Genomic DNA, 21,400 nt, shown 5'->3' with positions numbered 1-21,400 from the left:
GAGCGCCTCCGGATTCTCTCTACACGATGACTGCCACTCAAAGCGACCTGGCGGGATTGTCGCGATACATCTTCCGCGCCCCCAGTTGGTACACCAGCCTGGCGTTCGCCCTCCTCATCGCCGCCATGGCCGGCGTCGCCGCGTTCGACTCCGGCGAGTCGATGCGGACGTGGCGCGGGCTGTTCTTCCTCGGCAAGGACGCCTGGCAGGGCATCTTCTTCATCGGCGTCCCCACCGTCATCGCGGCGTTCGGCACCTCCGGCGTCGACAGACTCGTCGGCGGGACGCTCACCCCGAACCGGTCGTCGCTGCTCGCGTTGGTCTGTGAGATACTCATCGTCACCATCGTCACGGCGGCGGCCACCGTCTCGGTGTTCACGGGCCTCGGCCAGCGGTTCGTCTTCGACGCCCTCGTCGTCGCCCTCGCCTCCACGTTCGCCTTCCGCCTCCTCGTCGTCATGGCCGTCTCCCGGTCGTCGCTGCTCGTCGCGGCGGTGCCGGCGAGTCTCCAGACGGCGGCGGCGGCGGTGCTCCTGTTCATCTACAGCGGCACGCTCACCTTCCTCTCGGTGGGCGGGCCTATCCTCGACGCCTACCTGCTCCCGTACCTCTCGCGGGCCGACCACGCGCCGGCGGCGCTGTCGTACATCGGGCCGAACCACTTCCTCCTACTCGGCCTCACCTGCGCCGTCTACGCCTTCGGCGTCTACGTCTTCGTCGCCGTCGTCGACCGGCCGTGGCGCCGGAGCCTCGGCGTCTCGATGCTGGATTTCCTCCGCGGGTTCATCGGCCACATCGCCGAGGGTTCCCGCGAACTGGAGGAGTTCTTCGAGCAACTCGGCGAGGAGGCCATCGTCCCCGTCACCGTGCTCTCGTTCCGAACGGCCGCCGAGGAGAAAGCGCGGTTCATCCTGCCGATGATCCACCCCGGACCGATGGGGGAAATCGGCGGCGGTAACTTTCCCGAACGCGTCGCCACCCGCTCTGAGGGGCTGGCGTTCCCCCCGCACGCCACCGCCGGGCACGACTTCAACCTCGTCACCGAACGCGAGGTGGACACCATCCTCGAAGCGGCCGACGCCGCCCACGACCGAATCGAGTACGGAACCGAGGCGACGCGGAGCGTCAACACCGATTCCGGCGAGGCGAAGATGCTCGGGCAGGCGTTCGGCGACGACGCCGTCCTCGTCTCCACGTACGCGCCCGCGTTCGCCGACGACGTGGAGTACGCCGTCGGCCTCTCGGCGGCGGCGGAGGCGCGCACGACCGGACTGGACGACGTGCTCCTCGTGGACGCCCACAACAGCAACGACGGTCTCAGCGGTCCCGATTTAGGGCACGTCACGCCGGGGTCGAAGCGCTCGTTCGACATGATAACCGCCGCCGGCCGCGCGGGCGAGGCGCTGGCGGGCGCACCGCGCGGCGACCTCTCGATGGGCGTCGCCTGGGAGGAGACGCCGTGGACGCCGGCGGAGGGAATCGGACCCCTCGGAATCCGCGTCGCCGTCACCGCGGTGGACGGGCAGGCGACGGCGTACGTCCTCGTCGACGGTAACAACATGGAACCGGGTCTCCGCGACGCCATCGTCTCGGATCTCACCGAGGCGGACGGGAACGGAAGCGACGCCCTCGTCGACGTCGCCGAGGCGATGACGACGGACACTCACATCGTCAACACGGTAAAGGCCGACAACCAGGTCGGCGCGGCGCTCGATACGACGGAACTCCGGGAACGAATCGTCGCGCTCACCCGAGAGGCCCTCGCGGACGTCGAACCCGTCGAGGCGGGGATGGCCGTCGAACGCGCCGAGGTGACCGTCTTCGGTAACGACCGGACGGAGACGCTCGCCAGTCACGCCAACGCCGTCGTCGCCATGGGCGGCGCGTTCGCCGCCTCGATAATTCTCGCGGCGATGGCCGTGAGCGTCCTCATCTTCCTGTTCGCTTGATACCCTACTCGTCGGCCCCCTTCCGCTTGATGACTACCTCGTCGACGTGGCCGCAACTCGGACAGACGTGCTCGTACGATATCTCGCCGCCCGTCGTCGCCGCCGTCCATTTCCCGTCGGCGTCGTGATATCCGCACGCCGTACAGCGCATGCGGGTCTCGTTGTAACGCTCGCGAAGGCTGTCCAGCGTCGTGGTACCGATCCCGCTCTGATACGACATATGATACCATACGTCAACCAGTGTGTTAACTATTATCCATGTCGGGGTCGTCCGGCGAACCGCGGGACGCCTCGTTGAGAAGAGGCATAAGTGGCCCAACCGTACCGACGAGCACATGGTAGACCTCCTGTCCGTCGGCGGCGTCGTTCTCGCGCTGTTTCTCGTGGTCATGAACGGCGTGTTCGTCGCGGCGGAGTTCGCACTCGTCAAAGTCCGCCCGACGCAGATCGACGCGCTGGCCGACCAGGGGAAAGCGGGTGCGTCCCTCGTCCGAGACGCCCTCGACAACCTCGACGGCTACCTCGCGGTGAGCCAACTGGGTATCACGCTCTCCTCGCTCGGTCTCGGCTGGGTCGGCGAACCGGCCGTGGCGGCGCTCATCGAACCCATCCTTGGGAGCTACCTCCCCGAGGGGTCGGTCCATCTCGTCGCGTTCGCCCTCGGGTTCGGATTCATCACCTTCCTGCACGTCGTCTTCGGCGAACTCGCCCCGAAGACGTTCGCCATCCAGGAGGCGACGCGCATCTCGCTGCTCGTCGCGCCGCTGATGAAGTTCTTCTACTACGTCTTCATGCCGGGTATCATCGTGTTCAACGGCACGGCCAACCAGTTCACCCGGTTGTTCGGCGTCTCCCCCGCCTCGGAGGGCGAGGAGACGCACTCCGAAGAGGAGATTCGGATGATCCTCGCCCGCTCGGAGGAGACGGGCCGCATCGACCTCGAAGAGGTCGAGATGATAGAGAGCGTCTTCGAACTCGGCGACACCGTCGCCCGCGAAATCATGGTGCCGCGACCCGACGTGGAGACGATTCGGGCGTCCATGCCGCTGGCGGAACTCCGAACCGTGGCCGCCCGCGGACGCTTCACCCGCTATCTCGTCTTGGAGGACGACGGCGACCAGGTCGTCGGCTTCGTCCACGTGAAAGACCTCCTCAGGGCGGACGAACAGGAGGCCGACGAGTCGCTGACCGCCGGCGACCTCGCCCGGGAGGTGCTCGCGGTGCCGGAGACGCGCCGCATCGACGAGATTCTCACCGACTTCCAGGCGCGCGGGGAGGGTCAGATGGCGGTCGTCATCGACGAGTGGGGGGTCTTCGAGGGCATCGTCACCATCGAGGACGTCCTCGAGGAGATCGTCGGCGACATCCGAGACGAGTTCGACGCGCCGACCGACGAACCGTCCATCGAGCAGCGCTCGGAGGGGGTGTACGTCGTCGACGGCGGCGTTCCGGTCCAGCACGTGAACGACCGGCTGAACACCGCCTTCGAGAGCGACGACGTCGAGACCATCGGCGGGTTCGTCTTCAGTCACCTCGGGCACGTACCCGAGGTCGGCGACGAAGTCGAACAGGACGGCTGTCTCCTCCGCGTCGAGGCGACCGAAGACGCCCGAATCGAACAGCTCTCGATACGACGCGGCGAGAGCGACGCGAACCGGGAGACGGACGGCGACGACCCGGACGGAACCGACGACGACGACAGCGACGACGGCCGCGCCGACGACGACGGAAGCGGTGCGGACGGGGCGGGGACGTGACGACGGATAGCCGTCGACGCCGGAAGCCGCGGCGACGCTTATGCCCTCGGCGCGCCAATCGATTCGAATGTCACGATACGAGGCCGTTTTCGAGATAGACTCCAAAACAGACGCCTACGCCGCCCGACGCATCTTAGAGCAGGTCTACGACACGATTCGAGAGGAGTCGCGAAGCGTCCGGGAGGGGACGGACGACGCGGCGGCGCTCCTGCGGGAGTTCGAGACGCTCCGGGACGCCGCGAGAGACCCGGCGGCGGGAACGCTGACCGTCACCTACGAACGCGACGACGGAACGCTCGACAACTGAGCGGACCGCGCCGGCGTATACCAGTCCTTTTCGCTCGCCGACGGTCAGTCACGTATGTCTTCTTCCGCCGCCCCGCTCGTGGGTTCGAGGCTGGCACCGCCTTCGACCCTCGGGAGGCCGGACGCGTCGCTCGGGGGCGAACTCGTCACAGAACGGCACGTGAGAAAGGTCCGAACGCGAGTTACGCCGCGTTCGCGTCCGGGTCTGCGTCCGCATCCGCATCGTCCGCGAACAGTTCGTCGACGGCGTCCTGCGCGGTCCGCGCCGCCTCGTCGGCGACGGCGTCCGGGTCGGACTCCCCGTCGGCGGGAGCGTTGACGTAGACGTCGACGTCGAGGACGCCGTCCTCGAACGTCACCGTCACGTCGAAGTCTTTGACCTCGGACTGTTTGTACCGCGCGAAGATGACGCCCTCGGCCGCCTCGGCGGCCGTCTCGACGACTTCTGCGTCCGTGGGCATACGTTTACGCGCCACCCGCGCCGCCGGGGCCCATCGGGCCGCCGCCCGCGCCGCCGGCACCGCCCTGCAGCATCTGCTGAAGTTCGCTCTGGAGGTCCTCGAACTGCTCTTGGACGCGCTCTTCTTGCTTCTGGAGCTGCTCGACGCGGACTTCGAGGCTCTCGACCTTCTCGCTCAGGTCGTCGTGGGCCGCCTCGTACTCCGTCTCGACGAGGAGTTCGCCGACTTCGCGGTACATGAGCGTGTCCTCGTCGATGTCGTCGAGGGCTTCCAGGGCCGTCTGCGACTCGTTGAGCGTGGACTCGGCCTGCTGTTTCTGCGCGGAAACCTTCTGTGCGGTCTCTTGAAGGTCCTGCAGTTCTTCGAGCTTCTCCTGTGCTTCAGGCGGTAGATTACCCTGCATACTGGGTCCCAGGAGACCCGGACTGAAAAAGACCAGTATTCTCCGCTCGCGGCCCCCTCGCGCGAGCCTACGCCGCCCGCTCGGAGACCGTTTCGGCCGTTCCGACGAGGCGGGTCCACGTGTTCACGCCCGCCCGGAGGGCGACGAGGTCGGACGCCTCCACGCGGACCCGAACGACCCGGCCGTCGCGTTCGACCGACGCGGACGAACGGGCGTCGGCTATCTCCCCTTCTTCGACGCGGACGCTCTCGGCGACGACCCGCGCGCGCCGCTCCTCGGGGTAGCGAAACGAGAGCGTCACGTCGTGGCGGCGGGACATCTGCGAGAAGCGAAAATCGGAGTCGTTACCGGACCGGGACTTCCTTGACGGTCGGTGCGCGCTCTTTCAGGAGCACGCGGTGGCCGCAGTACGGACACCGCACGCCGCCGTACTCGTCGAGTTCGACGTCGCGCTTGCACCGAGAACACTTGTAGCTCATCGTGTGTTAGAGGTAGTGGTCGGGCGTGATATATTACTCGTCGTCCTCTTCCTCGCCGTCGCTGGAGAGGGCGGCGCGGATGGAGCGGCGGACCTGCTTGCCGCCGGGCGTCTCGGGGCGGTACGTGCCGCCGGTGAACTTCTCGCCCGTCTTCTCGTTCTTCCAGATGCCGGTGCCGACGCGGGTGACGTCCTCGCCGTCGACCTTCGCGCTGCGCATCTCGGCTTCGATCTCCTTCACGCGGCGGCGGGCGACGCGTCCGTAGCGCGCGCCGAAGCGTCCGGCGCTCCCCGTCTGTCGCGCTTTGTTTTCGGCCATAGTATCGCCTCCTACCCGCGGTACCGGGATAAACCCTGCGAGTCCGACTCGTCACACGTCGCGGCGATTCGGCGAGCGACCATCCCGTCGCCCTACTGTTCCACCGCCAGATAGACGACGAACGTATCATCGCGGTGTTCGATGTAGTATCCGGACGGGCCCTCGCGACCGGTGTATCCGGGCAGTCTGTTCAGCGCCTCCTGAATCTCTCCCACGTCGCTCCCCGAAACGTACACCGTGGCGTTACCCTGCGACGCCTCCGCCCGGTCCAACGCTTCCTGTATCTGTGACACGTTACGTATCCGGCTATCGGTAGAGTTCACCGTCGTCGCGTTCTCGGGGACCGTCCCTACGATGGACACGTCGACGTATCCGGACGGTATCCGGCTCGTCGTTTCTACCCCCGACCGGGCGGTTGACTCGTTGCTCTCAGCTGTTCCGGCGTCCGGTGACGCGGGGCTGGAGATGCAACCGGCCGTGACCAGCAACGCAGTCAGTAGTACGGCCAATTCTCGGTTCACACCCCGAAATATGGCTGTGGTCGCAATATAGATGGCTTATTGATAGCTATCGCCGCTGAAGCGATGTCATCGAGTGGTCGGACGCAGCGAGTACCGAACTCGCAGACCGATTCGTCGGCGCTTTTCGTTAGTCCTGTAACTCCGCCTCGCGCAACGCTTCGTTCAGGTCCTCGCGGACGAACTCGCCCGTCTCTTTGTCCATGGCGGTGGTGACGATGCGGTTCTCCTGCACGCTCGACCCGTCTCGAAGAAGAAGACGGACGTTGCCGTTGGCGTCTGCGCGCGTCACCTTCGCGCGGAGGCCCTTCTGGGACCCCATCCCCCCGGCGTCGATGGGGCCGGGGATGACCTTCTTCACGTGCGGGTGGTCGGCGACGACGCCGATGGCGCGTCTGCCCTTCCGGTCGCCGATGAGCGTCGAGTGCGACCCGCCCAGTTTCTCGCGCGGCGGCGTCTCGACGACTTCCAGCGAACGCTCTCCGCGGCGTTCGAGTACGCGTTCGACGGGGTCCTCGCCGGCGACGCGGTAGAACTCGTGGTGCACCTGCGCGCGGGTCTCGCGGAGTACGTCCCGGTCGCCCGCGGCGTACACCTCCTCGGGGCGCTTGCGCCGTATCTCGTCGGCGACGAGGCCCGCGAAGTTCCGCAGTTCGACCACCTTCGCCTCCTCGCCGTCCTCGGGGATAGTCGTCACCGTCGTCGTCGCCACCACCTCTTCGTCGTCCAGCATCGTCAGCGTCGCGCGGTCCCGGTCGAGGACGGCGACGACGGTGTCGCAGTTGGCGGTGTTGCACGTCAGACAGTAGTCTCCCGGCTTCTCCAACGGCGTGCCGCACCGCCCGCAGTCCATACGAACAAGAGCGGGCGGTTGCATAAAAGCGCGATTGTTCCGCTTGGCCCGAATCAGAGGTCGGTCGGCGTCGCTTTCAGGAACTCCCTGAGAAGCACGGTCGCGTACGACCCCGAGGGCAGCGAGAAGTCGAGTTCGTAGGCGTCCGCGTCGGCGTCGACGGTCGTCTCGACGTCGGTCCGCAGGAGGACGGCCCGCCGCGTCCCCGAGGAGTCGAACTCGCCGGGCAACTCGAAGTCCGAGGGGTCAAGGTCGAGTTCGTCGAGCACCGCGCGTTCCACCTCGCCGGGTTCGCCGTCGGCCAACTCGGTGTCGGTGCCGACGAGGGGCGCGGTGACGAACGCCCGGCCGCGTTCGCAGTGGCGGGCCATCACGTCGACGCGGCGCCCCGTCGCGACTTGGGTCCGGTCGGGGTCCGCGCGGTAGAGGCGGTCCGGCACGTCGCGGTCGGCGAAGCAGACCACGTCGCCCTCGACGGGTTCGGTCAGCGGGAGTCCCCGTTCCAGACGCTCCGAAATGATGCGGTTGAACGCGTACGACTGCGCGGCGTTGACGAACAGGCGCTGGAGGTTTCTGGGCACCGCTTCGAGGGCGTGCCGCCACTCCTCCTCCGTCTCGGCGCCGTCCTCGGCGAGGCGGTGCAGCATCGACCGCTCGTAGCGCAGGCGGTGCGGCATCTCCTCCAAGCAGGCCCGCCAGTCGGGGCTCTCGGAGTCGGCCTGTTCGTCGACGAACCGTCGGGCCTCGCGGGTTCCCTCGGGTTCGGCCTCGGCGGGGTTGCCGACGTAGGCGAGGACGGCCTCGCGCCACTCGCCGCGGGCGACGTGCAGGCCGACGACGTGCGTGACTGGTCGACGACTGCCGAAGCGCTGGTGGCCGAAGTAGTTGGGGACGGCGACGGCGGCCGTCTCGCCCGCGGGGTCGTCGCTGCGCTCGCCGGTCAGGAACTCGGTCAGGTCGGCCGTCACCGCGGCGGCGTTCTCCGGGTCGTCGGCGTCGCGGACGCGCACCTCGAAGTCGTTGCCCGCCAGGTCACCGAATCCGAGGTCGCGCCCGACTCGTCCGAGTACGTCTATCTCCGCGTCGCGCACGTCGGGAATCGCCTCGGGGTCGGCGTCCCGAACCGAGAACAACTGTGTCGTGACGGCGTACTTGTCCTTCGTGCCCGCCCACGCGACGCGTTCGCGGCTGATGCCCATCGCGTCCGAGAGGCGGCGCGCGAAGTCGTTCGTATCCCACTCGCGGAGCGTCGCGCGCAGGAGGAGGTGCGGGTAGTCGCCGGGGTCGGCGTCGACGTCGACGGGGTCCATCGCCTCCACCTCGCGGACGCGGAAGTCCTCGGGGTCGACGCGGAGGCGGCCGCCCGTGCCCTCGGCGTCGCTCGCGTAGTAGTCGATGCCGACGCGCCGTTCGAGTGAGTGAGCCTCGCGCATCTGTGTCTCCGGTTGCTCGGCGTTTCGCTCGGGCGGGTAAGGTCCCTCCGGTCTCGGTCTCGGTTCTCGGTTCGCGGTCCCTGAGTTCAATTCGGTCCGTCAGTCGGACACGCCGGTGACCTCGAAGCGGGCGCCGCCGTCGTCGCCCTCGGAGACGGCGACGTCCCAGTCGTGGGCGTCGACTATCTCGGCGACGATGTTGAGTCCGAAGCCCGTTCCGTCGTCCGCCGTCGAGTAGCCGTACTCGAACACGTCCTCGCGCTCCTCGGCGGGGATGCCCGGTCCGTCGTCGGTGACGGCGAACCCGTCGTCGAGGCGGTCGACCGTGACGGTGACCGTCTCCCCGCCGTGGCGGGTCGCGTTGTCGAAGAGGTTCTCTAAGAGGCGGCGGACGCGCCGCCTGTCGCCCTCGACGACCCCGAGGTCGTCGGCGACGACGAGGGTGGCCGCGGGGGAATCGACGGTGTTCCACGCCTCCTCGACGGCCGCCGAGAGCGGGAACGTCTCGGGGTCGGTGACGTACCGGCCCTCGCGGGCTAGCGTCAGCACGTCGTCGATTATCTCGGCCATCCGGTCGGTCAGGTCCTCCAGCGTGTCGACGTACTCGTTGTCGCAGCCCTCGACCTCCCGAAGGAGCGTCAACTGCGCCATCGCGGCGTTCAGCGGGTTTCGCAGGTCGTGGCTGAGCACGCTGGCGAACCGTTCGAGTTTCTCCTCTCGGTGTTTCCGGCGGGTGATGTCGCGGGCGACGCCGACCGCGCCGCCGAACGACGCGTCGCCCCGCGGGGGCAACAGCGCCATGTGCGATTCGACGGTGCGCTCGCTCCCGTCCGCGCGGGTGATAGTCCCCTCCAGACGGACCGAGTCCTGTTCGGACCCCTGGAGGCCGTGGATGGCCTCGAGGTGTTCGCGCGACGTCGTGGAACTGAGCGCCAGTTTCGTCGGGTGCGCGCCGATCAGTTCCTCGCGCGAGTAGCCGGTCAGATCCAGCGTCGCCTCGTTCACGTAGTCGATGCGGTCCTCTCCGTCGAACGTGAACACCGGGTCGGAGATGAGCGAGACGAGTCGTTTGTACCGTTCGAGTTCGAGTTCGTGCTCCTTGCGGTCGGTCACGTCGCGGATGACGCTCACGAGCACCGCCCGACCGTCGATGTCGGTCTTCGAGATGTCGATGTCGACCCAGAACTCGGTGCCGTCGGCGCGTTTGGCCTTCCACTCGAACGTGCTCTCCCCCGTCCGCTTCGCCTCCTCGATTAGTTCGTGGGCGCGGTCCTCGGAGTACTCCGGCGGGCCGGCGCTGTAGGCTTCGATGGGTAGGTCGCGGAACTCCTCGGGGGTGTAGCCGTACACCTCCTCAACGGCGCCGCTGACCGCCAGCGTCTCGCCGGTCTCGGCGTCCCGGACCGTGATGACGTCGTTGACGTTCTCCAGTATCTGGAGAAGCGACTGCGAGTCGGACGCCGCGAAGTCCCTCATCGCCGAGGTATCGGCGGTGGTGCGTTGTAAGTCGTTCGGCTATTCCTCGCCGCAAGATGTGGTTGTTCGGCGGTTTCCGTCGGGAGAACTCAGTACAGCGAAAGGTCGCCGGTCACCTTGTCGACCAACTCGTCCCGACCCGGCCCCACGGCGAGGCAGGTTACGGTCCCCGGGTCCAACTGGGTGTGCCCCGCGTCCCGGATGATGGCGTGCGGGAGCCCCTGACGCTCGGCGTCGTCCGCGAGACGGAACAGTTCGTCCTCGCCGTTCGCCTTCAGAACGACCTTCTTCTGTCCGGAACCCTTCCACTCCGTCCGCGCCTTTCGGTCGGTGTCCTCGTACGCCGAGAGACTGGCGTGGGCGACCTGCGCGGCGAGTTTGCCGCGGCCCATGCCGAGGTCCGCCCGGGCGACGATGGCCTGTTTCATGGGGCGCAGTCGCCGCCCCGGCGGTAAATCAGTGCCGAGTCGTTCTCAGGCGTCGCCAGGGGAGTTCGACCCCGACCCGCGTCCGCCGTCGGAGTCGTTCGGCGATCCGTCGTCCGTCGCCCTCTCGTCCGCGCCGTCGCCGGCGTCCTCGTCCTCGGAGAACGCCGCCGGTTCGGTCGTCCCGAGCGACCGGGCGGCGTCGACGTGCGGCGTCAGCGAGTCGCCGTGGACGAGGTCGGTGAACGTCACCCGCACCACCTCGATGACGAGGACGACGACGAGGGGGAGCAGGAAGAACCCGTACCAGCCCCAGACGATAGGGCCGAGGATGTAGGCGAACAGCAGGAGTCCCGGGTGGAGCTTTCGACCCGTAATGTAGGGTTGGATGACGCCCTGCGGCGCGAGGTCCAACACCGCGAGACAGACCACGAGGAAGCCGCCCACGAACGCGAGTTGGTTTCCGGGCGTCTGTATCGACGAGAGGGCGAGGTACGCCGCTATCGGGACGTACACGACCTTGCTCACCACCAGCGGGATGAGACTCGACACGCCGGTCAGCACCGCGAGGACGAGCGGAATCGGGATGGAGAGACCCTGCGGCGCCAGCATGTTCGTCCCGTAGTAGACCGCCGCGGCGATGACCGACATGACCACGACGAACAGGACGTTGCCGAAGTACAGCGACTCCAAGTCGGTGTCGACGGCGGCCATGTACTGTCCCGTGGTCGACTCCTTACTCGCGACGTTGTCGTGGAACCACCCGACGATGCCGTCGTCGTCGCGGAGCAGGTAGAACGCCATCGCCAGCGCGAGGACGAGGTGCAAGAGCACGTTCACCGCCGTTCCGAGGACGGCGGTGCCCTGCTGGAGTACCGTCTGGACGGTCTGTTGGTCCATGCTGAACGACCGCGGCGGGTTCGAGACCAGTTGCGAGAGCGACTGCCACTGCGCGCCCGAGAGCGACTGGATGCCGGTGAACCGCTGGATGAGCATCCGAATCGGGCCGGGCAGGCTTCCGAGAGACGCTTGGAGACTCGTCGCGACGTGGACGCCCGCGTACAGGAGCAACAGGACGACGGGTAACACGAACCCGAGCACCGTCGCCGCCGCGGCAATCCCGTCCGAGTCGATCACTCGACTGATACGACCGTACAGCGGCCGAGCCGCGTAGTAGGCGAAGATACCGAGCACGAACGTCCCGATGAACGAGTAGACGACGAACCCGAGAACGACGCCCAGCGCCAGCACGTACGCCCACCAACCGACCCGGGAGCGGTCCATCAGCGACTCCGAGGAGAGCGAGGAGAACGACTTCATACCACTCGTTACTCTCGGCTGCCCGGAAGGTCTTGTGCCCGAACGGTCGGACCGGGACACCATCGTCGCCCATCCTCGCCCGTCGTCGGGCGGAGACGCGACTCCGAGACGAGTCCTTTACGTCGCCGCGACGCACCTCTGTCGATATGATACTGTCCGACGTGGACATCCTCGACCGACTGGGGGAGGGGGACCTCGTCGTCGAACCGCTCGACGACGTGGACATGCAGGTCCAACCGGCGAGCGTCGACCTCAGACTGGGCGAGGAGTTCCTGGAGTTCCAGCGGACGAACATCTCCTGTATCCACCCGAACCGGGAGAACGAGGTGTCGAAGTACGTCCGCGAGACGCACGTCGCGGAGGGCGAGGAGTTCATCCTTCACCCCGGCGACTTCGTCCTCGGGACGACCAAAGAGCGCGTCGAGATTCCGCCGGACCTGCTGGCCACCGTCGAGGGACGGTCGTCGCTCGGCCGTCTCGCCATCGTCATCCATGCAACAGCTGGAATCGTCGACCCGGGGTACCACGGCCAGATTACGCTCGAACTGTCGAACCTCGGCACCGCGCCCGTCGCCCTCTCGCCGGGGATGCGCGTCTCCCAACTCGTGTTCACCGAGATGAAAAACCCCGCCGACCGCCCGTACGGCGTCGAACGCGGGTCGAAGTACCAAGACCAGGAGGGACCGCAGGCCTCCCGCATCGGTTCCGACCCCGAGTTCGCCGCCGCGCGCGCCGAGGCAGAGTCCAAAGCAGAGTCGGAGGAAAGCGCGGAGACGGACGTGGAGGGGACGAACGAGACGGGTGGGAGCTGATGCGGTTCATCGAGGAGATCGTCGTCGACGCGTTCCTGCCCACGTTCCGGTCGATGCTCGCCGAGGAACTTCGCGACCGCGGGTTCACGCAGCGGGAGGTCGCCGAGGCGCTCGGAATCAGCCAGTCGGCCGTCTCGAAGTACGCCCACGGAGAGGTGAGCCGAAACGAGGCCTTCCTCGAAGACGACCGCGTGCGAGAACTGGTCGAGCGCATCGCGGAAGGGCTCTCGACGGGCGATATGACGCCCGTACAGGCGCTCGTCGAGGCCGAGGTGCTCGTCCGACGTCTGGAGGAGGGCGACCTCCTCGCGACGCTCCACGAGGAGGCGATGCCGGCCTTGGCCGAGTACGACGGCGCCCTCAGCGTCCACGACCCCGACAGCACGCTCAGGACGGCCGAACGGGTCCGCTCGTCGGTCCGGCGCGGCCTGCGGACACTGACGAACGCCAGCGGGTTCGCCGGCCTCATCCCGAACGTCGGCTCGAACCTCGTGGAGTGTCTGCCGGACGCCGACGGCATCGAAGACGTAGCGGGTATCCCCGGACGCATCTTCGACGTGAAGGGTCAGGCGACGGTACCCGGCGACCCCGAGTTCGGCGTGAGCGAACACGTCGCGAACGTCCTGCTCTCGGCGCGCGGGGCGGGCAGAGACGTCCGGGCCGCGGTCAACGTCCGGTACGACCCCGACGTCGTCTCCTCGCTCGAAGCCGCCGGCTACGACGCCGTCGAGTTCGACCCCGACGCGCCGGAGGACCCCATCGCCGCCGCCCTCTCGGGTCGAGACGACCTCTCGGACACGTTCGTGGTGTACCAGACCGGCGCGTACGGCATCGAGGCCATCACCTACGTCCTCGGCCCGGACGCGCCCTCGGTCGCCCGCGCGGTCCGGAGCCTCCTCTCCGAGTGAGATGACCGAGGGCATCACCACCACGCAGGAGTTTTACACCCGCTACGCGGCGCTGTACGACGACATCGCCCGTCGAACGCCGGGCGTCCGCGGACTCCGGCGCGCCGTCGCCGACGCTCTCGACCCGGACCCCGGCGACGTCGTCGTCGAGATGGGCTGCGGGACGGGCGCGAACTTCCCCTACCTCAGAGAGCGAGTCGGCCCCGAGGGAACCGTCGTCGGCGTCGACTTTACTCCGGGTGTGCTCGCCGTCGCCCGCGACCGGATTCGAAAGGAAGGGTGGGAGAACGTCCACGTCGTCCGCGGCGACGCCACCCGTCCGCCCGTCGGCGAAGCCGACGCCGTCCTCGCCACGTTCGTCTCGGGGATGCTCGCGGACCCGGCCGCGGCGGTGTGGAGGTGGGCCGAACTCGTCGGCCCCGGCGGGAAACTCGCGCTCGCCGACTTGGCTCGGACGACGCGGACGCCGTACAAACCGCTGAATACGATTTTCAGAGGACTCGTCCGCGCGTCGTCGCCGCCGGGGACGCGCAGTATGTCGGGGTCGCCGACGGATATCCTCGACTCGCGTCTCGTCGCCGCCCACCGCGAACTGACGAATCGGTGCGAGGACGTTCGCCGAGAGACGCGAGCGCTCGGATTCGCGCGGGTGGCCGGTGGTCGGGTGCGGCTCGGACGATAGTCAGAGCGCAGACAATTCTTATCGGAGGGCGGCGACGACTGTTGCGCATGGACGCCGACAGCGGAGACGACGTCTGGGGCGCGGGCGAGTACAAGAGCAAATCCGAGGTGGAAGATGACGCCCCCGGTTCCGACGAGTCGTCGCTCGCAGCGCTGGGATACGGCGGCGGCGAGGCCGACGAAGAGGAAGCCGCCACCGCGTCGGGGACGGCGCTTCTCACGTCAGTGCTGTTCAAAGTCGCGGTGACGCTCGCCGTGTTCGCCGCCGCGGTGCTCCTGCTGGTACTTCTGTGGCGGTTCATCTGAGGGGACGGAATCGACTGACGCGATTCGCGACCGACCGTTCGTACGAGCGTCGTCCCGTTTCACCGCAAGTCGTTGTATCGCGAGCGAGAACCCGAGCGTTCTCGCGAGAGCGGTGCGCCGGCCGGCGCACCCGAATCTGCAAAATGCTGGCTAGTCGTCCGCGGGCGTCGGCGACGACGCGAAGTCGATTTCGGGACCCTCCCGTCCGAGTTCGTCCATGATGGACTGGGCGGCGCGCTTTCCGGAGATAAGCATCGCGCCGAACGTCGGCCCCATGCGCGGCAGGCCGTTGACGGTGGCGACGGCCATCCCGGAGGCGACGACGCCGGGGTGGACGAGACCCGTGTTCTCGACGACGGCATCCTCCGACTCGCCGACCCACATCGAGTCGTGGCCGGGCGAGTCGTGGCCGGGAGCGCCGTACTCGCCGTCCTCGGTTTGGTCCATCCCCGTCTTGTGTTCCTTCGCGTGTTCGATGCCGGGGGCGTCGAGGACGCCGCGTTCGGTCAGTTTCGAGATGACGACGGCGTCGTGACCGGTGGCGTCGAGGACGATGTCGGACTCGACGGCGACGGGGTCGACGCAGGTGAGTTCCCGGGGGAGGGCGTGGACGGGCGTCCAGTTGAGGACGACGCCGCCGACGCGGTGGTCCTCGCGGACGACCACGTCGGTGAACTCGGTCATGTTCTGGACCGTCGCGCCCGCGTCGCAGGCCGCCTGAATCAGCGCCGAACAGGCGTGCGGGCCGTCGGCGACGTAGAGGCCGGGCGCCTCCTCGGCCTCCTCGTAGGGAACGCCGAGTTCGTCCAGCACCGACTGCGCGGGGTCCCTGACGGTGACCTTGTTCATCAGGAACCCGCCCAGCCAGAATCCGCCGCCGAGGTAGTTGTTCTTCTCGACGATAGTCACGTCCACGTCGCGTTCGGCGAGTTCCTTCGCCGCCATCAGCCCCGAGGGGCCGCCGCCGACGACGATGACCTCCGTATCGATGCGGTCCATGAACTCTTCGGTCCAATCGGAGGCGATGGCCTTGGTCACCTGTGCTTCGCTCACGTCCGCGAATCCGCTGAATTCGGACATACCACCTAGTGCTACCACTTGCTACTAAACTGTTCGGATGGGGTCGCCGGTCCCGATTTTCCGAGGTGACGGACAGACAGCGGACCCGAATGGTCGTGCATCGGACGCGTCCGTCCGCCGAACGACTTACGCCTTCGAGAGCCAAGTGAGTACGATGACAGGACGACGCGGTTCGGAGTTCAGAGGTGTCCGACGGTGAACATGCTCGTCGACGGCGAGTGGCGCACCGACGCCTACGAGAGCACCAACGAGGACGGCGAGTTCGACAGACAGGAGACGTCGTTCCGAGACTGGGTCCAGGACGACCCGGACGCCGAGTTCCCAGCCGAGTCGGGTCGCTACCACCTCTACATCTCGCGGGCGTGCCCGTGGGCGCACCGCGCGGCGATGACGCGCCGTCTGAAGGGCCTCGAAGACGCGATTTCGCTCTCCGTCGTCGAACCCGTCCGCATCGACGACGGCTGGGAGTTCTCCGAGGAGTACCCCGACCCCCTCCACGGCGAGGAGTTCCTGCGCGACATCTACGTCCGCGCGGACGACGAGTTCACAGGACGCGTCACGGTGCCGGTGCTCTGGGACAAGACAGAAGAGACCATCGTCAACAACGAGTCCCGCGAGATCATGCGGATGCTGAACACCGAATTCGACGACCACGCGAAACGCGACGTGGACCTCTGGCCCGAGGGCCACCGCGAGGAGGTCGAGGAGATTATCGACGACATCTACGACCCAATCAACAACGGCGTCTACCGCGCGGGGTTCGCGAAGTCTCAAGAGGCGTACGACGAGGCGGTGGACGACCTGTTCGACGCCCTCGACCGCTGGGAATCCGTGTTGGAGGAGAACCGCTTCCTCGCGGGCGACGTACTCACCGAGGCCGACATCGCCATGTTCGCCACCTTGGTCAGATTCGACCACGTCTACCACACCCACTTCAAGTGCAACCGGCGGGCCATCCACGAGTATCCGAACCTCTGGAACTACGCGAAGGAACTCGCGCAACTGCCGGGCGTCGAGGAGACGATAAACCTGGACCACATCAAGCGCCACTACTACGAGAGCCACGGCGACGTGAACCCCTCGCGCATCGTCGCCACCGGCCCGGACATCGACTTCTTCGAGTCGCACGACCGGGACCGACTGTCCGCGGACCTCCCCGAATCGCTCCGCGGCGACGCGGCGCCCGCCGACGACTAACCACCTTTTTGCTGACTCGGGTCGTGCTTTGGGCGACCACTCGTTGCAAAAAGCTGGACCAAAAATCTGCCACGAGGCGAGCGAACGCGAGCCTCGTGGTACATCCGCAGACCTCCTACATTCCGGCGACGCCTTCTTTCTCACCGACTCCGTATCCAGACCATGAGCGACGGGAGCGCAGGCCACCTCGCTCGCCTCCGCCGCCTCTTCGCGGGGATAGAGCCGCCGCCGCGACTCGTGGACTGGTCCATCCTCGCGTGCGTGCTGTTCGAGGCGGGCAGCGGCGTCCTCAGCTTCGGTGCCGGAGCGCCGTCTCAGTGGCTCCTGTTCACGCTCCACACCGTCGTCGGCCTGACGCTCGTCTTTCTCTTGTTCTACAAGTTCCGCCGGGTCCGGCGGCGCGTCACCGACTCGCGGCTGTGGACCCGGTCGACCGGACTGTCGGTGCTCCTCGCCGTCGTCGCCGTGAGCGCCCTCCTCACCGGGACGGCGTGGGTGCTCGGCGGCAACGCTTCGGTGTTCGGGTACTGGAACCTCCTAAACCTCCACGTCGGCCTCGGACTCGCTCTCGTCCCCCTCGTCCTCGCGCACCTGTACACGCGGTTCCGGACGCCCTCGCGCGCCGATTTCGAGGGGCGGCGAACGGCGCTGAAGTTCGGGACGCTCCTCGTTGGCGGCGCCCTCCTCGTCCGACTCCAAGAACGCCTCAACGCGGCCCTCGACACCGGCGGCCGCGCGCGACGGTTCACCGGGTCCAAGCCGGTCGAGAACGACGGGCTAGCGCCCGAAGGCGACGTCGGGAGCGGAAACGCCTCGTTTCCGGTGACGAGTTGGGTCGCCGACGACCCCGACCCGATAGACGAGGCGGCGTGGCGACTCCGCGTCGGCGGACTGGTCGACGCTCCCCGCTCGCTCTCGGCCGCCGACCTGACTGCCGAGACGGAGCGGACCGTCCTCCTCGACTGCACCAGCGGATGGTACGCCGAACGCGACTGGCGCGGCGTCGAACTCGGCGCCGTCCTCGACGCCGCGGGCGTCCGCGAGGGGGCGCGGTGGGTGACGGTCCGGTCGGTCACGGGCTACCGGTGGTCGTTTCCGCTTGACGAGGCGCGCGGGATGCTCCTCGCCACGCACGTCGGCGGAGAACGACTGTCGCACGGCCACGGATTCCCGTGCCGACTCGTCGCCCCCGACAGACGAGGATTTCAGTGGGTGAAGTGGGTCGAGTCGGTCGAGGTTCGGCGGAGCAGAGACGCCGCGCAGTGGCTGGCGGTGTTGGTCAGCGGGTTCGACTGAGTCGGCCGGTCTAGTCGAGGTCGCCGCCGCGAATCGCCGCTTCGGCCGCCTCCAGCGCCCGTTCGCGGTCAAACTCGTCGACGATACGCTGTAGTTCCTCGGGGGAGGTGTCCGACCCCGACAGGTCGCGAGCGTGGTCGGTGACGGCGGGAATCGCTCGGAGGATGTTGTCGATTATCGGAATCGCCGCGGACTGCGCCGACCGGGACATCGGGTTGAGGTCGATCACGATTTCGGTCTTTCCCATCGCCGCCAGCGCCTCGGCCCTATCACCGTCTTCGAGGGGGACGAGGACCACGTCGGCGGCGCCGATGCCGTCGGCGTCGACCTTGGCGCGTTCGTGGTCCAACCCGGGAATCTCGCCGTCGGCGGTCAGCCCCTTCACCGCCTCGGCGCCGTGGTCGCGCAGGTGCGCGGCGATGGCCCGAATCCGCTCGTCGGTGCGATTGAACAGGTTCACTTCGAGGTCCGCGCCCACCGCCGCCGCGAGTTCCACCATCTCGCCGGGGACGAGGGCGGCGACGTTGCCGTTGACCGAGAGGACGGGACGTTCCGCGAGGAGCAACTGCGCCGCGGCGGCGCGTTCGGCGGCGTCGGCGGAGGGGATGGTCTCCTCGCCGAGAAGGTAGTCGAACGCCTCGCCGCGTCCCTCCGCGATGAGACCCTGCTTCGAGGTGATTCCCTTCTCCACGCCCTCCTCGATGCGGTGCCGGGTGAGAAGCGAGAGGTAGCGCGGGTGGCTCTCGGGGATGTCGACGTCGCTCATGCGGGAGTGTGAGTCGCAGTGGGAGAAAAGCGGGACGATGTGAGGCGACGGGCGGCGGTATCTCCGCGGGTCAGAAACAGACGACCGGGACGTCCTCGACGATCGGGTCGAGGTCCGACGCCGGGCCGCCGCCCGCCCTGGAGTGGGCGCGGAGCGCACCGCGGTCGTTCACGTAGTACGCGGCCGTCTCGATGGGTGAGTCGGCTATCCACTCGCTCGTCTGCATCCCGTACGTGTACGCGACGCGAACGACGACACCGTGAGAGAACGACTCCCGTCGCGTCTCCTCGATCATCGTTCCGTGCCAGTCTGCGAGGTCGTACTCGGCTATCGCCCGATTCACGAGGTACGCCCGCTCGTGTTCGACGACCCACTCGGTTTCGACCGGGAACGTCGGCGCGTCCGGGTACGGTACCGGTTCGACGTCGTCGGCGTCGTCGACCGCGGGGTCGGGACGCGACGCCGCCTCGCAATCGAGTTCGGGTTTCGGTACGGGAGTCGTCTGTGTCGCCGTCCTCGACCTCTCGGTGCGTGTCTCCGTCGCCGTCACCGGCGCTCCGTTCGAAGAATCACCGGCCGATGGCTCCGCGTCCCCCGACGGAGCCTCCGAGCAACCCGTGAACAGCACCAGACACGCGATTCCGGCGGCGAGCAATTCACGGCGCGAGCGGGGGGACATCTCCCGTAGGAATTCGGACGAGTCGACTTGAACGTACCCTCGTTCGGGACCGATTACTCCGAGACGAGACCCGACCCCGCCCGATGCACGTCGCAGACGACGGGGTCGTAGCCCGCGTCCGACAGCGCCGTCCCGAACGCGAACGCGGTGTCGCCGAGCATCGCCATCGCCGCGTCGCCGCCGGCGGCGCGGACGTTCGCGACGACCGACTCGACGCGGTCCGTCGTCAGTTCCGCCTCGCGGGCGAACCGTCGGGAGAGTGCGACGAGTCGGTCCGGCGTCGGGCGTTCTCGGAGGTCCGCGAGGGCGCGTTCGCCCGCTCTCGTCAGCGCCGCCGTGTCTCCGGAGAGCACCTCCTCGGTCGACACCTCGCCGAACGCCAGGTACTCCACGCGCGGACGCGCCGGCACGCCGTCCATCGCGCCGTGGTCCGGTGCGCCCGGTTCGAGGCGAATCGGCAGTCCGCCGCGGGCCTGCCCGACCACGTCGCCGAGACCGGTCCCCGCCTCGACTTCGGCGCAGTGGGCGGCCGCGACGAGGGCGTTTTCCGAGAGCCGACGGTCGAAGACGGCGTTCGCCGCGTAAGCGGTGCCGAGCGCCATCGCACCGCTGACGCCGAATCCGGAGCCGAGGGGGAGCGGTGTCTCGGCGTCGACGGCGGCGCCGGGAACGCCGAGTCGCTCTCGGACGCCGCCGACGGGCGGCATCGCGACGGACTCGCCGTTGAGGGTCGTCTCGGAGTCCGCTTCCGTGCCGTCGTCCGCTCGCCGCACCGTCACGCGCACGCCGTGTGAGAGTGCGATGCCCGCCCCGCGGGACCCGGCCCTCGCGGGGTCCTCGTGCGGGTGGGCGCTGAAGAAACCCGTGACGTGCCCGGGGACGAACGCCGTCGCCTCGTCGGTCATACCCGGAGGTCGGGGGCGAGCGTTATGTCCGATACGGTTTCGGGCGGCGCCGCACGCTCCGCCGCGAGCGCTCCTCGCTCAGTCGTGGTCGACGCCGACGAGGGCGACGCGGGCCTCGGGGTGTTGGTCGGCGTCCTCGGAGAATACGTCCTCGTCCCGGAGGCGTTCTATCTCCTGTTTGGCCTCCTCCCAAGTGAGCGGACCGAGCGTGGTCACGATGTTGAGGAACGTCTCCTCGGGAATGCCGGCACCCTGTCCGCCGCCCGGGAACGCCTCTTTGGAGTCCTCGACGGCGGCGATGATGTACTCGGCGAATCGAACGATGTCGTCTTCGCCCGCGAGCGCCTCGTGCCAGTCGCGCGGGTAGACGCTCACGTGGTTCTCGTCGGTGACGTAGAGTCTCTCTTCGCCGACCCACGTGTCGCTCTGCACCGTCTCCTCGGACAGCGCGTCTCGGACGTCCGACACGGAGAGCAACTCGGCGCCCGACCGGAGGGCCTCCACGTAGGAGATGAGTCGGTCCTCGCTCACGCCGAACTCGTTGGACTCGATGACCGCCGGGTCGTGTCGTTCGATGAGCATCGCAAGTTCGGTGGTGACGAGGAACTCTCCGCGTTCGGTCGCCGTCTCGATGATTTCGTCGACGAGGTCGACCTCGGTTTCGGCCATGTGGTCCAAGGTTAGGACCTCCGCACAAAAGGTGATGCGGCCGTTGGATTCGAGACGAACGTTCAAGTACGAATACGCTGTAGCACAACGTATACATGCCCTCGATAAGCGCCCGCATCCCCGACGACGAGCGAGACGAGTTGGAGGAAGTTGCCGAACTCCTCGGCGAAGACAAGAGCGCGACGATTCGGAAGGCGCTGGACGAGGGTCTCAAGCAGATTCGCGTTCGCGTCGCCGCCGAACGCTACCAGTCCGGAGAGATTTCGGTCAATCAGGCTGCCCGCGTCGCCGGCGTTTCGCTTGCGGAGTGGCTGGAAATCTGTCGCGAGCGAAATCTGACGACGCAGTTGAAGCCCGAGGATTTAGAACGAGACGCGGACGCGGCGCTCGATTTGTAGATGGA

Annotated in this window: 27 protein-coding genes; 10 read left to right on the top strand and 17 right to left on the bottom strand. The window is 67.6% G+C overall.

Going from position 1 to position 21,400, the window contains the following annotated elements; all coding sequences use genetic code 11:
- Positions 1-26 precede the first annotated feature (26 nt).
- Positions 27-1,949, top strand: coding sequence for a DUF2070 family protein (locus tag NDI76_RS04885; protein WP_310922888.1), 1,923 nt, complete (start codon positions 27-29; stop codon positions 1,947-1,949).
- Between the two features lie 4 nt (positions 1,950-1,953).
- Here the strand turns inward: NDI76_RS04885 and NDI76_RS04880 are convergent, their stop codons facing one another.
- On the bottom strand, positions 1,954-2,169 hold the full coding sequence (locus NDI76_RS04880; protein ID WP_310922887.1) for an HVO_0649 family zinc finger protein: 216 nt from the start codon (positions 2,167-2,169) through the stop codon (positions 1,954-1,956).
- Between the two features lie 115 nt (positions 2,170-2,284).
- On the opposite strand from NDI76_RS04880, the gene NDI76_RS04875 reads away from it, so the two are divergent.
- Both NDI76_RS04875 and NDI76_RS04870 read left to right on the top strand, forming a co-directional pair.
- Entirely contained in the window at positions 2,285-3,706 is a 1,422-nt protein-coding gene (locus tag NDI76_RS04875) for a hemolysin family protein (RefSeq protein ID WP_310922886.1), read from the top strand.
- A gap of 67 nt (positions 3,707-3,773) precedes the next feature.
- Positions 3,774-4,013 carry a hypothetical protein gene (locus NDI76_RS04870; protein WP_310922885.1) on the top strand — a complete coding sequence of 80 codons (240 nt, stop codon included), beginning with the start codon at positions 3,774-3,776 and terminating at the stop codon, positions 4,011-4,013.
- A gap of 181 nt (positions 4,014-4,194) precedes the next feature.
- Here the strand turns inward: NDI76_RS04870 and NDI76_RS04865 are convergent, their stop codons facing one another.
- The 11 genes from NDI76_RS04865 to NDI76_RS04815 all read right to left on the bottom strand — a co-directional run bounded on the left by NDI76_RS04865 (position 4,195) and on the right by NDI76_RS04815 (position 11,698).
- A complete protein-coding gene (locus NDI76_RS04865; protein WP_310922884.1) occupies positions 4,195-4,473 on the bottom strand; it encodes a DUF3194 domain-containing protein in 279 nt (92 codons plus the stop codon).
- 4 nt (positions 4,474-4,477) lie between these two features.
- The gene (locus NDI76_RS04860; protein ID WP_310922883.1) at positions 4,478-4,876 is read right to left on the bottom strand and encodes a prefoldin subunit beta; all 399 of its coding nucleotides are present in this window, start codon (positions 4,874-4,876) and stop codon (positions 4,478-4,480) included.
- Positions 4,877-4,943: 67 nt separating this feature from the next.
- On the bottom strand, positions 4,944-5,195 hold the full coding sequence (locus NDI76_RS04855) for a KEOPS complex subunit Pcc1 (RefSeq protein ID WP_008388988.1): 252 nt from the start codon (positions 5,193-5,195) through the stop codon (positions 4,944-4,946).
- A 25-nt stretch (positions 5,196-5,220) separates the two neighbouring features.
- Complete coding sequence (locus NDI76_RS04850) at positions 5,221-5,355, bottom strand: DNA-directed RNA polymerase subunit P (protein ID WP_008388991.1); 135 nt, start codon at positions 5,353-5,355, stop codon at positions 5,221-5,223.
- A gap of 33 nt (positions 5,356-5,388) precedes the next feature.
- Positions 5,389-5,673 carry an eL43 family ribosomal protein gene (locus NDI76_RS04845; RefSeq protein ID WP_310922882.1) on the bottom strand — a complete coding sequence of 95 codons (285 nt, stop codon included), beginning with the start codon at positions 5,671-5,673 and terminating at the stop codon, positions 5,389-5,391.
- A 92-nt stretch (positions 5,674-5,765) separates the two neighbouring features.
- Positions 5,766-5,966, bottom strand: a complete 201-nt coding sequence (locus NDI76_RS04840; protein WP_310922881.1) for a hypothetical protein — start codon at positions 5,964-5,966, stop codon at positions 5,766-5,768.
- 355 nt (positions 5,967-6,321) lie between these two features.
- On the bottom strand, positions 6,322-7,044 hold the full coding sequence (locus NDI76_RS04835) for a DUF2103 domain-containing protein (RefSeq protein ID WP_310922880.1): 723 nt from the start codon (positions 7,042-7,044) through the stop codon (positions 6,322-6,324).
- A 53-nt stretch (positions 7,045-7,097) separates the two neighbouring features.
- Positions 7,098-8,477: a tRNA pseudouridine(13) synthase TruD gene (gene truD, locus NDI76_RS04830; protein ID WP_310922879.1), complete on the bottom strand. Its 1,380-nt coding sequence runs from the start codon at positions 8,475-8,477 to the stop codon at positions 7,098-7,100.
- 99 nt (positions 8,478-8,576) lie between these two features.
- Positions 8,577-9,953 carry a PAS domain-containing sensor histidine kinase gene (locus tag NDI76_RS04825; RefSeq protein ID WP_310922878.1) on the bottom strand — a complete coding sequence of 459 codons (1,377 nt, stop codon included), beginning with the start codon at positions 9,951-9,953 and terminating at the stop codon, positions 8,577-8,579.
- An 89-nt stretch (positions 9,954-10,042) separates the two neighbouring features.
- Entirely contained in the window at positions 10,043-10,381 is a 339-nt protein-coding gene (gene pth2 / locus NDI76_RS04820) for a peptidyl-tRNA hydrolase Pth2 (RefSeq protein ID WP_310922877.1), read from the bottom strand.
- A 45-nt stretch (positions 10,382-10,426) separates the two neighbouring features.
- Positions 10,427-11,698, bottom strand: coding sequence for an AI-2E family transporter (locus tag NDI76_RS04815; RefSeq protein ID WP_310922876.1), 1,272 nt, complete (start codon positions 11,696-11,698; stop codon positions 10,427-10,429).
- 146 nt (positions 11,699-11,844) lie between these two features.
- Between NDI76_RS04815 and dcd the strand changes: the two genes are divergently transcribed.
- Genes dcd through NDI76_RS04795 form a run of 4 tightly spaced genes read left to right on the top strand, consistent with a single transcriptional unit; the run spans position 11,845 to position 14,405 of the window.
- Entirely contained in the window at positions 11,845-12,510 is a 666-nt protein-coding gene (gene dcd / locus NDI76_RS04810; protein ID WP_310922875.1) for a dCTP deaminase, read from the top strand.
- The gene (locus NDI76_RS04805) at positions 12,510-13,418 is read left to right on the top strand and encodes a thiamine-phosphate synthase family protein (RefSeq protein WP_310922874.1); all 909 of its coding nucleotides are present in this window, start codon (positions 12,510-12,512) and stop codon (positions 13,416-13,418) included. Before dcd ends, NDI76_RS04805 begins: the two co-directional genes overlap by 1 nt.
- A gap of 1 nt (position 13,419) precedes the next feature.
- Positions 13,420-14,100, top strand: a complete 681-nt coding sequence (locus tag NDI76_RS04800) for a class I SAM-dependent methyltransferase (protein WP_310922873.1) — start codon at positions 13,420-13,422, stop codon at positions 14,098-14,100.
- A gap of 47 nt (positions 14,101-14,147) precedes the next feature.
- Positions 14,148-14,405 (top strand): hypothetical protein, encoded by a 258-nt coding sequence (locus NDI76_RS04795; RefSeq protein WP_310922872.1) that lies wholly within the window; start codon positions 14,148-14,150, stop codon positions 14,403-14,405.
- A 150-nt stretch (positions 14,406-14,555) separates the two neighbouring features.
- Here NDI76_RS04795 and NDI76_RS04790 read toward each other — a convergent pair whose 3' ends face one another.
- Positions 14,556-15,485, bottom strand: a complete 930-nt coding sequence (locus NDI76_RS04790; protein ID WP_310922871.1) for a sulfide-dependent adenosine diphosphate thiazole synthase — start codon at positions 15,483-15,485, stop codon at positions 14,556-14,558.
- Between the two features lie 195 nt (positions 15,486-15,680).
- On the opposite strand from NDI76_RS04790, the gene NDI76_RS04785 reads away from it, so the two are divergent.
- Together NDI76_RS04785 and NDI76_RS04780 are read left to right on the top strand one after the other, a co-directional pair.
- Positions 15,681-16,682 (top strand): glutathione S-transferase family protein, encoded by a 1,002-nt coding sequence (locus NDI76_RS04785; RefSeq protein ID WP_310922870.1) that lies wholly within the window; start codon positions 15,681-15,683, stop codon positions 16,680-16,682.
- 162 nt (positions 16,683-16,844) lie between these two features.
- Positions 16,845-17,978 carry a molybdopterin-dependent oxidoreductase gene (locus tag NDI76_RS04780; RefSeq protein WP_310922869.1) on the top strand — a complete coding sequence of 378 codons (1,134 nt, stop codon included), beginning with the start codon at positions 16,845-16,847 and terminating at the stop codon, positions 17,976-17,978.
- A gap of 10 nt (positions 17,979-17,988) precedes the next feature.
- On the opposite strand, the gene NDI76_RS04775 is transcribed toward NDI76_RS04780, so the two are convergent.
- From NDI76_RS04775 to NDI76_RS04760, 4 genes are all read right to left on the bottom strand, one after another.
- Positions 17,989-18,744, bottom strand: a complete 756-nt coding sequence (locus tag NDI76_RS04775; RefSeq protein ID WP_310922868.1) for a 4-phosphopantoate--beta-alanine ligase — start codon at positions 18,742-18,744, stop codon at positions 17,989-17,991.
- Positions 18,745-18,814: 70 nt separating this feature from the next.
- Positions 18,815-19,423 carry a hypothetical protein gene (locus tag NDI76_RS04770; protein ID WP_310922867.1) on the bottom strand — a complete coding sequence of 203 codons (609 nt, stop codon included), beginning with the start codon at positions 19,421-19,423 and terminating at the stop codon, positions 18,815-18,817.
- 53 nt (positions 19,424-19,476) lie between these two features.
- Entirely contained in the window at positions 19,477-20,328 is an 852-nt protein-coding gene (locus NDI76_RS04765) for a pantoate kinase (RefSeq protein WP_310922866.1), read from the bottom strand.
- A 78-nt stretch (positions 20,329-20,406) separates the two neighbouring features.
- Entirely contained in the window at positions 20,407-20,997 is a 591-nt protein-coding gene (locus NDI76_RS04760; RefSeq protein WP_310922865.1) for a hypothetical protein, read from the bottom strand.
- A gap of 95 nt (positions 20,998-21,092) precedes the next feature.
- Here NDI76_RS04760 and NDI76_RS04755 point away from each other — a divergent pair, with 95 nt between their 5' ends.
- Entirely contained in the window at positions 21,093-21,395 is a 303-nt protein-coding gene (locus NDI76_RS04755; RefSeq protein WP_310922864.1) for a UPF0175 family protein, read from the top strand.
- Positions 21,396-21,400 lie beyond the last annotated feature (5 nt).

It is taken from the genome of Halogeometricum sp. S1BR25-6, from assembly GCF_031624495.1.
GTDB lineage: Archaea > Halobacteriota > Halobacteria > Halobacteriales > Haloferacaceae > Halogeometricum > Halogeometricum salsisoli.
This window is presented reverse-complemented; position numbering and strand designations above follow the sequence as displayed.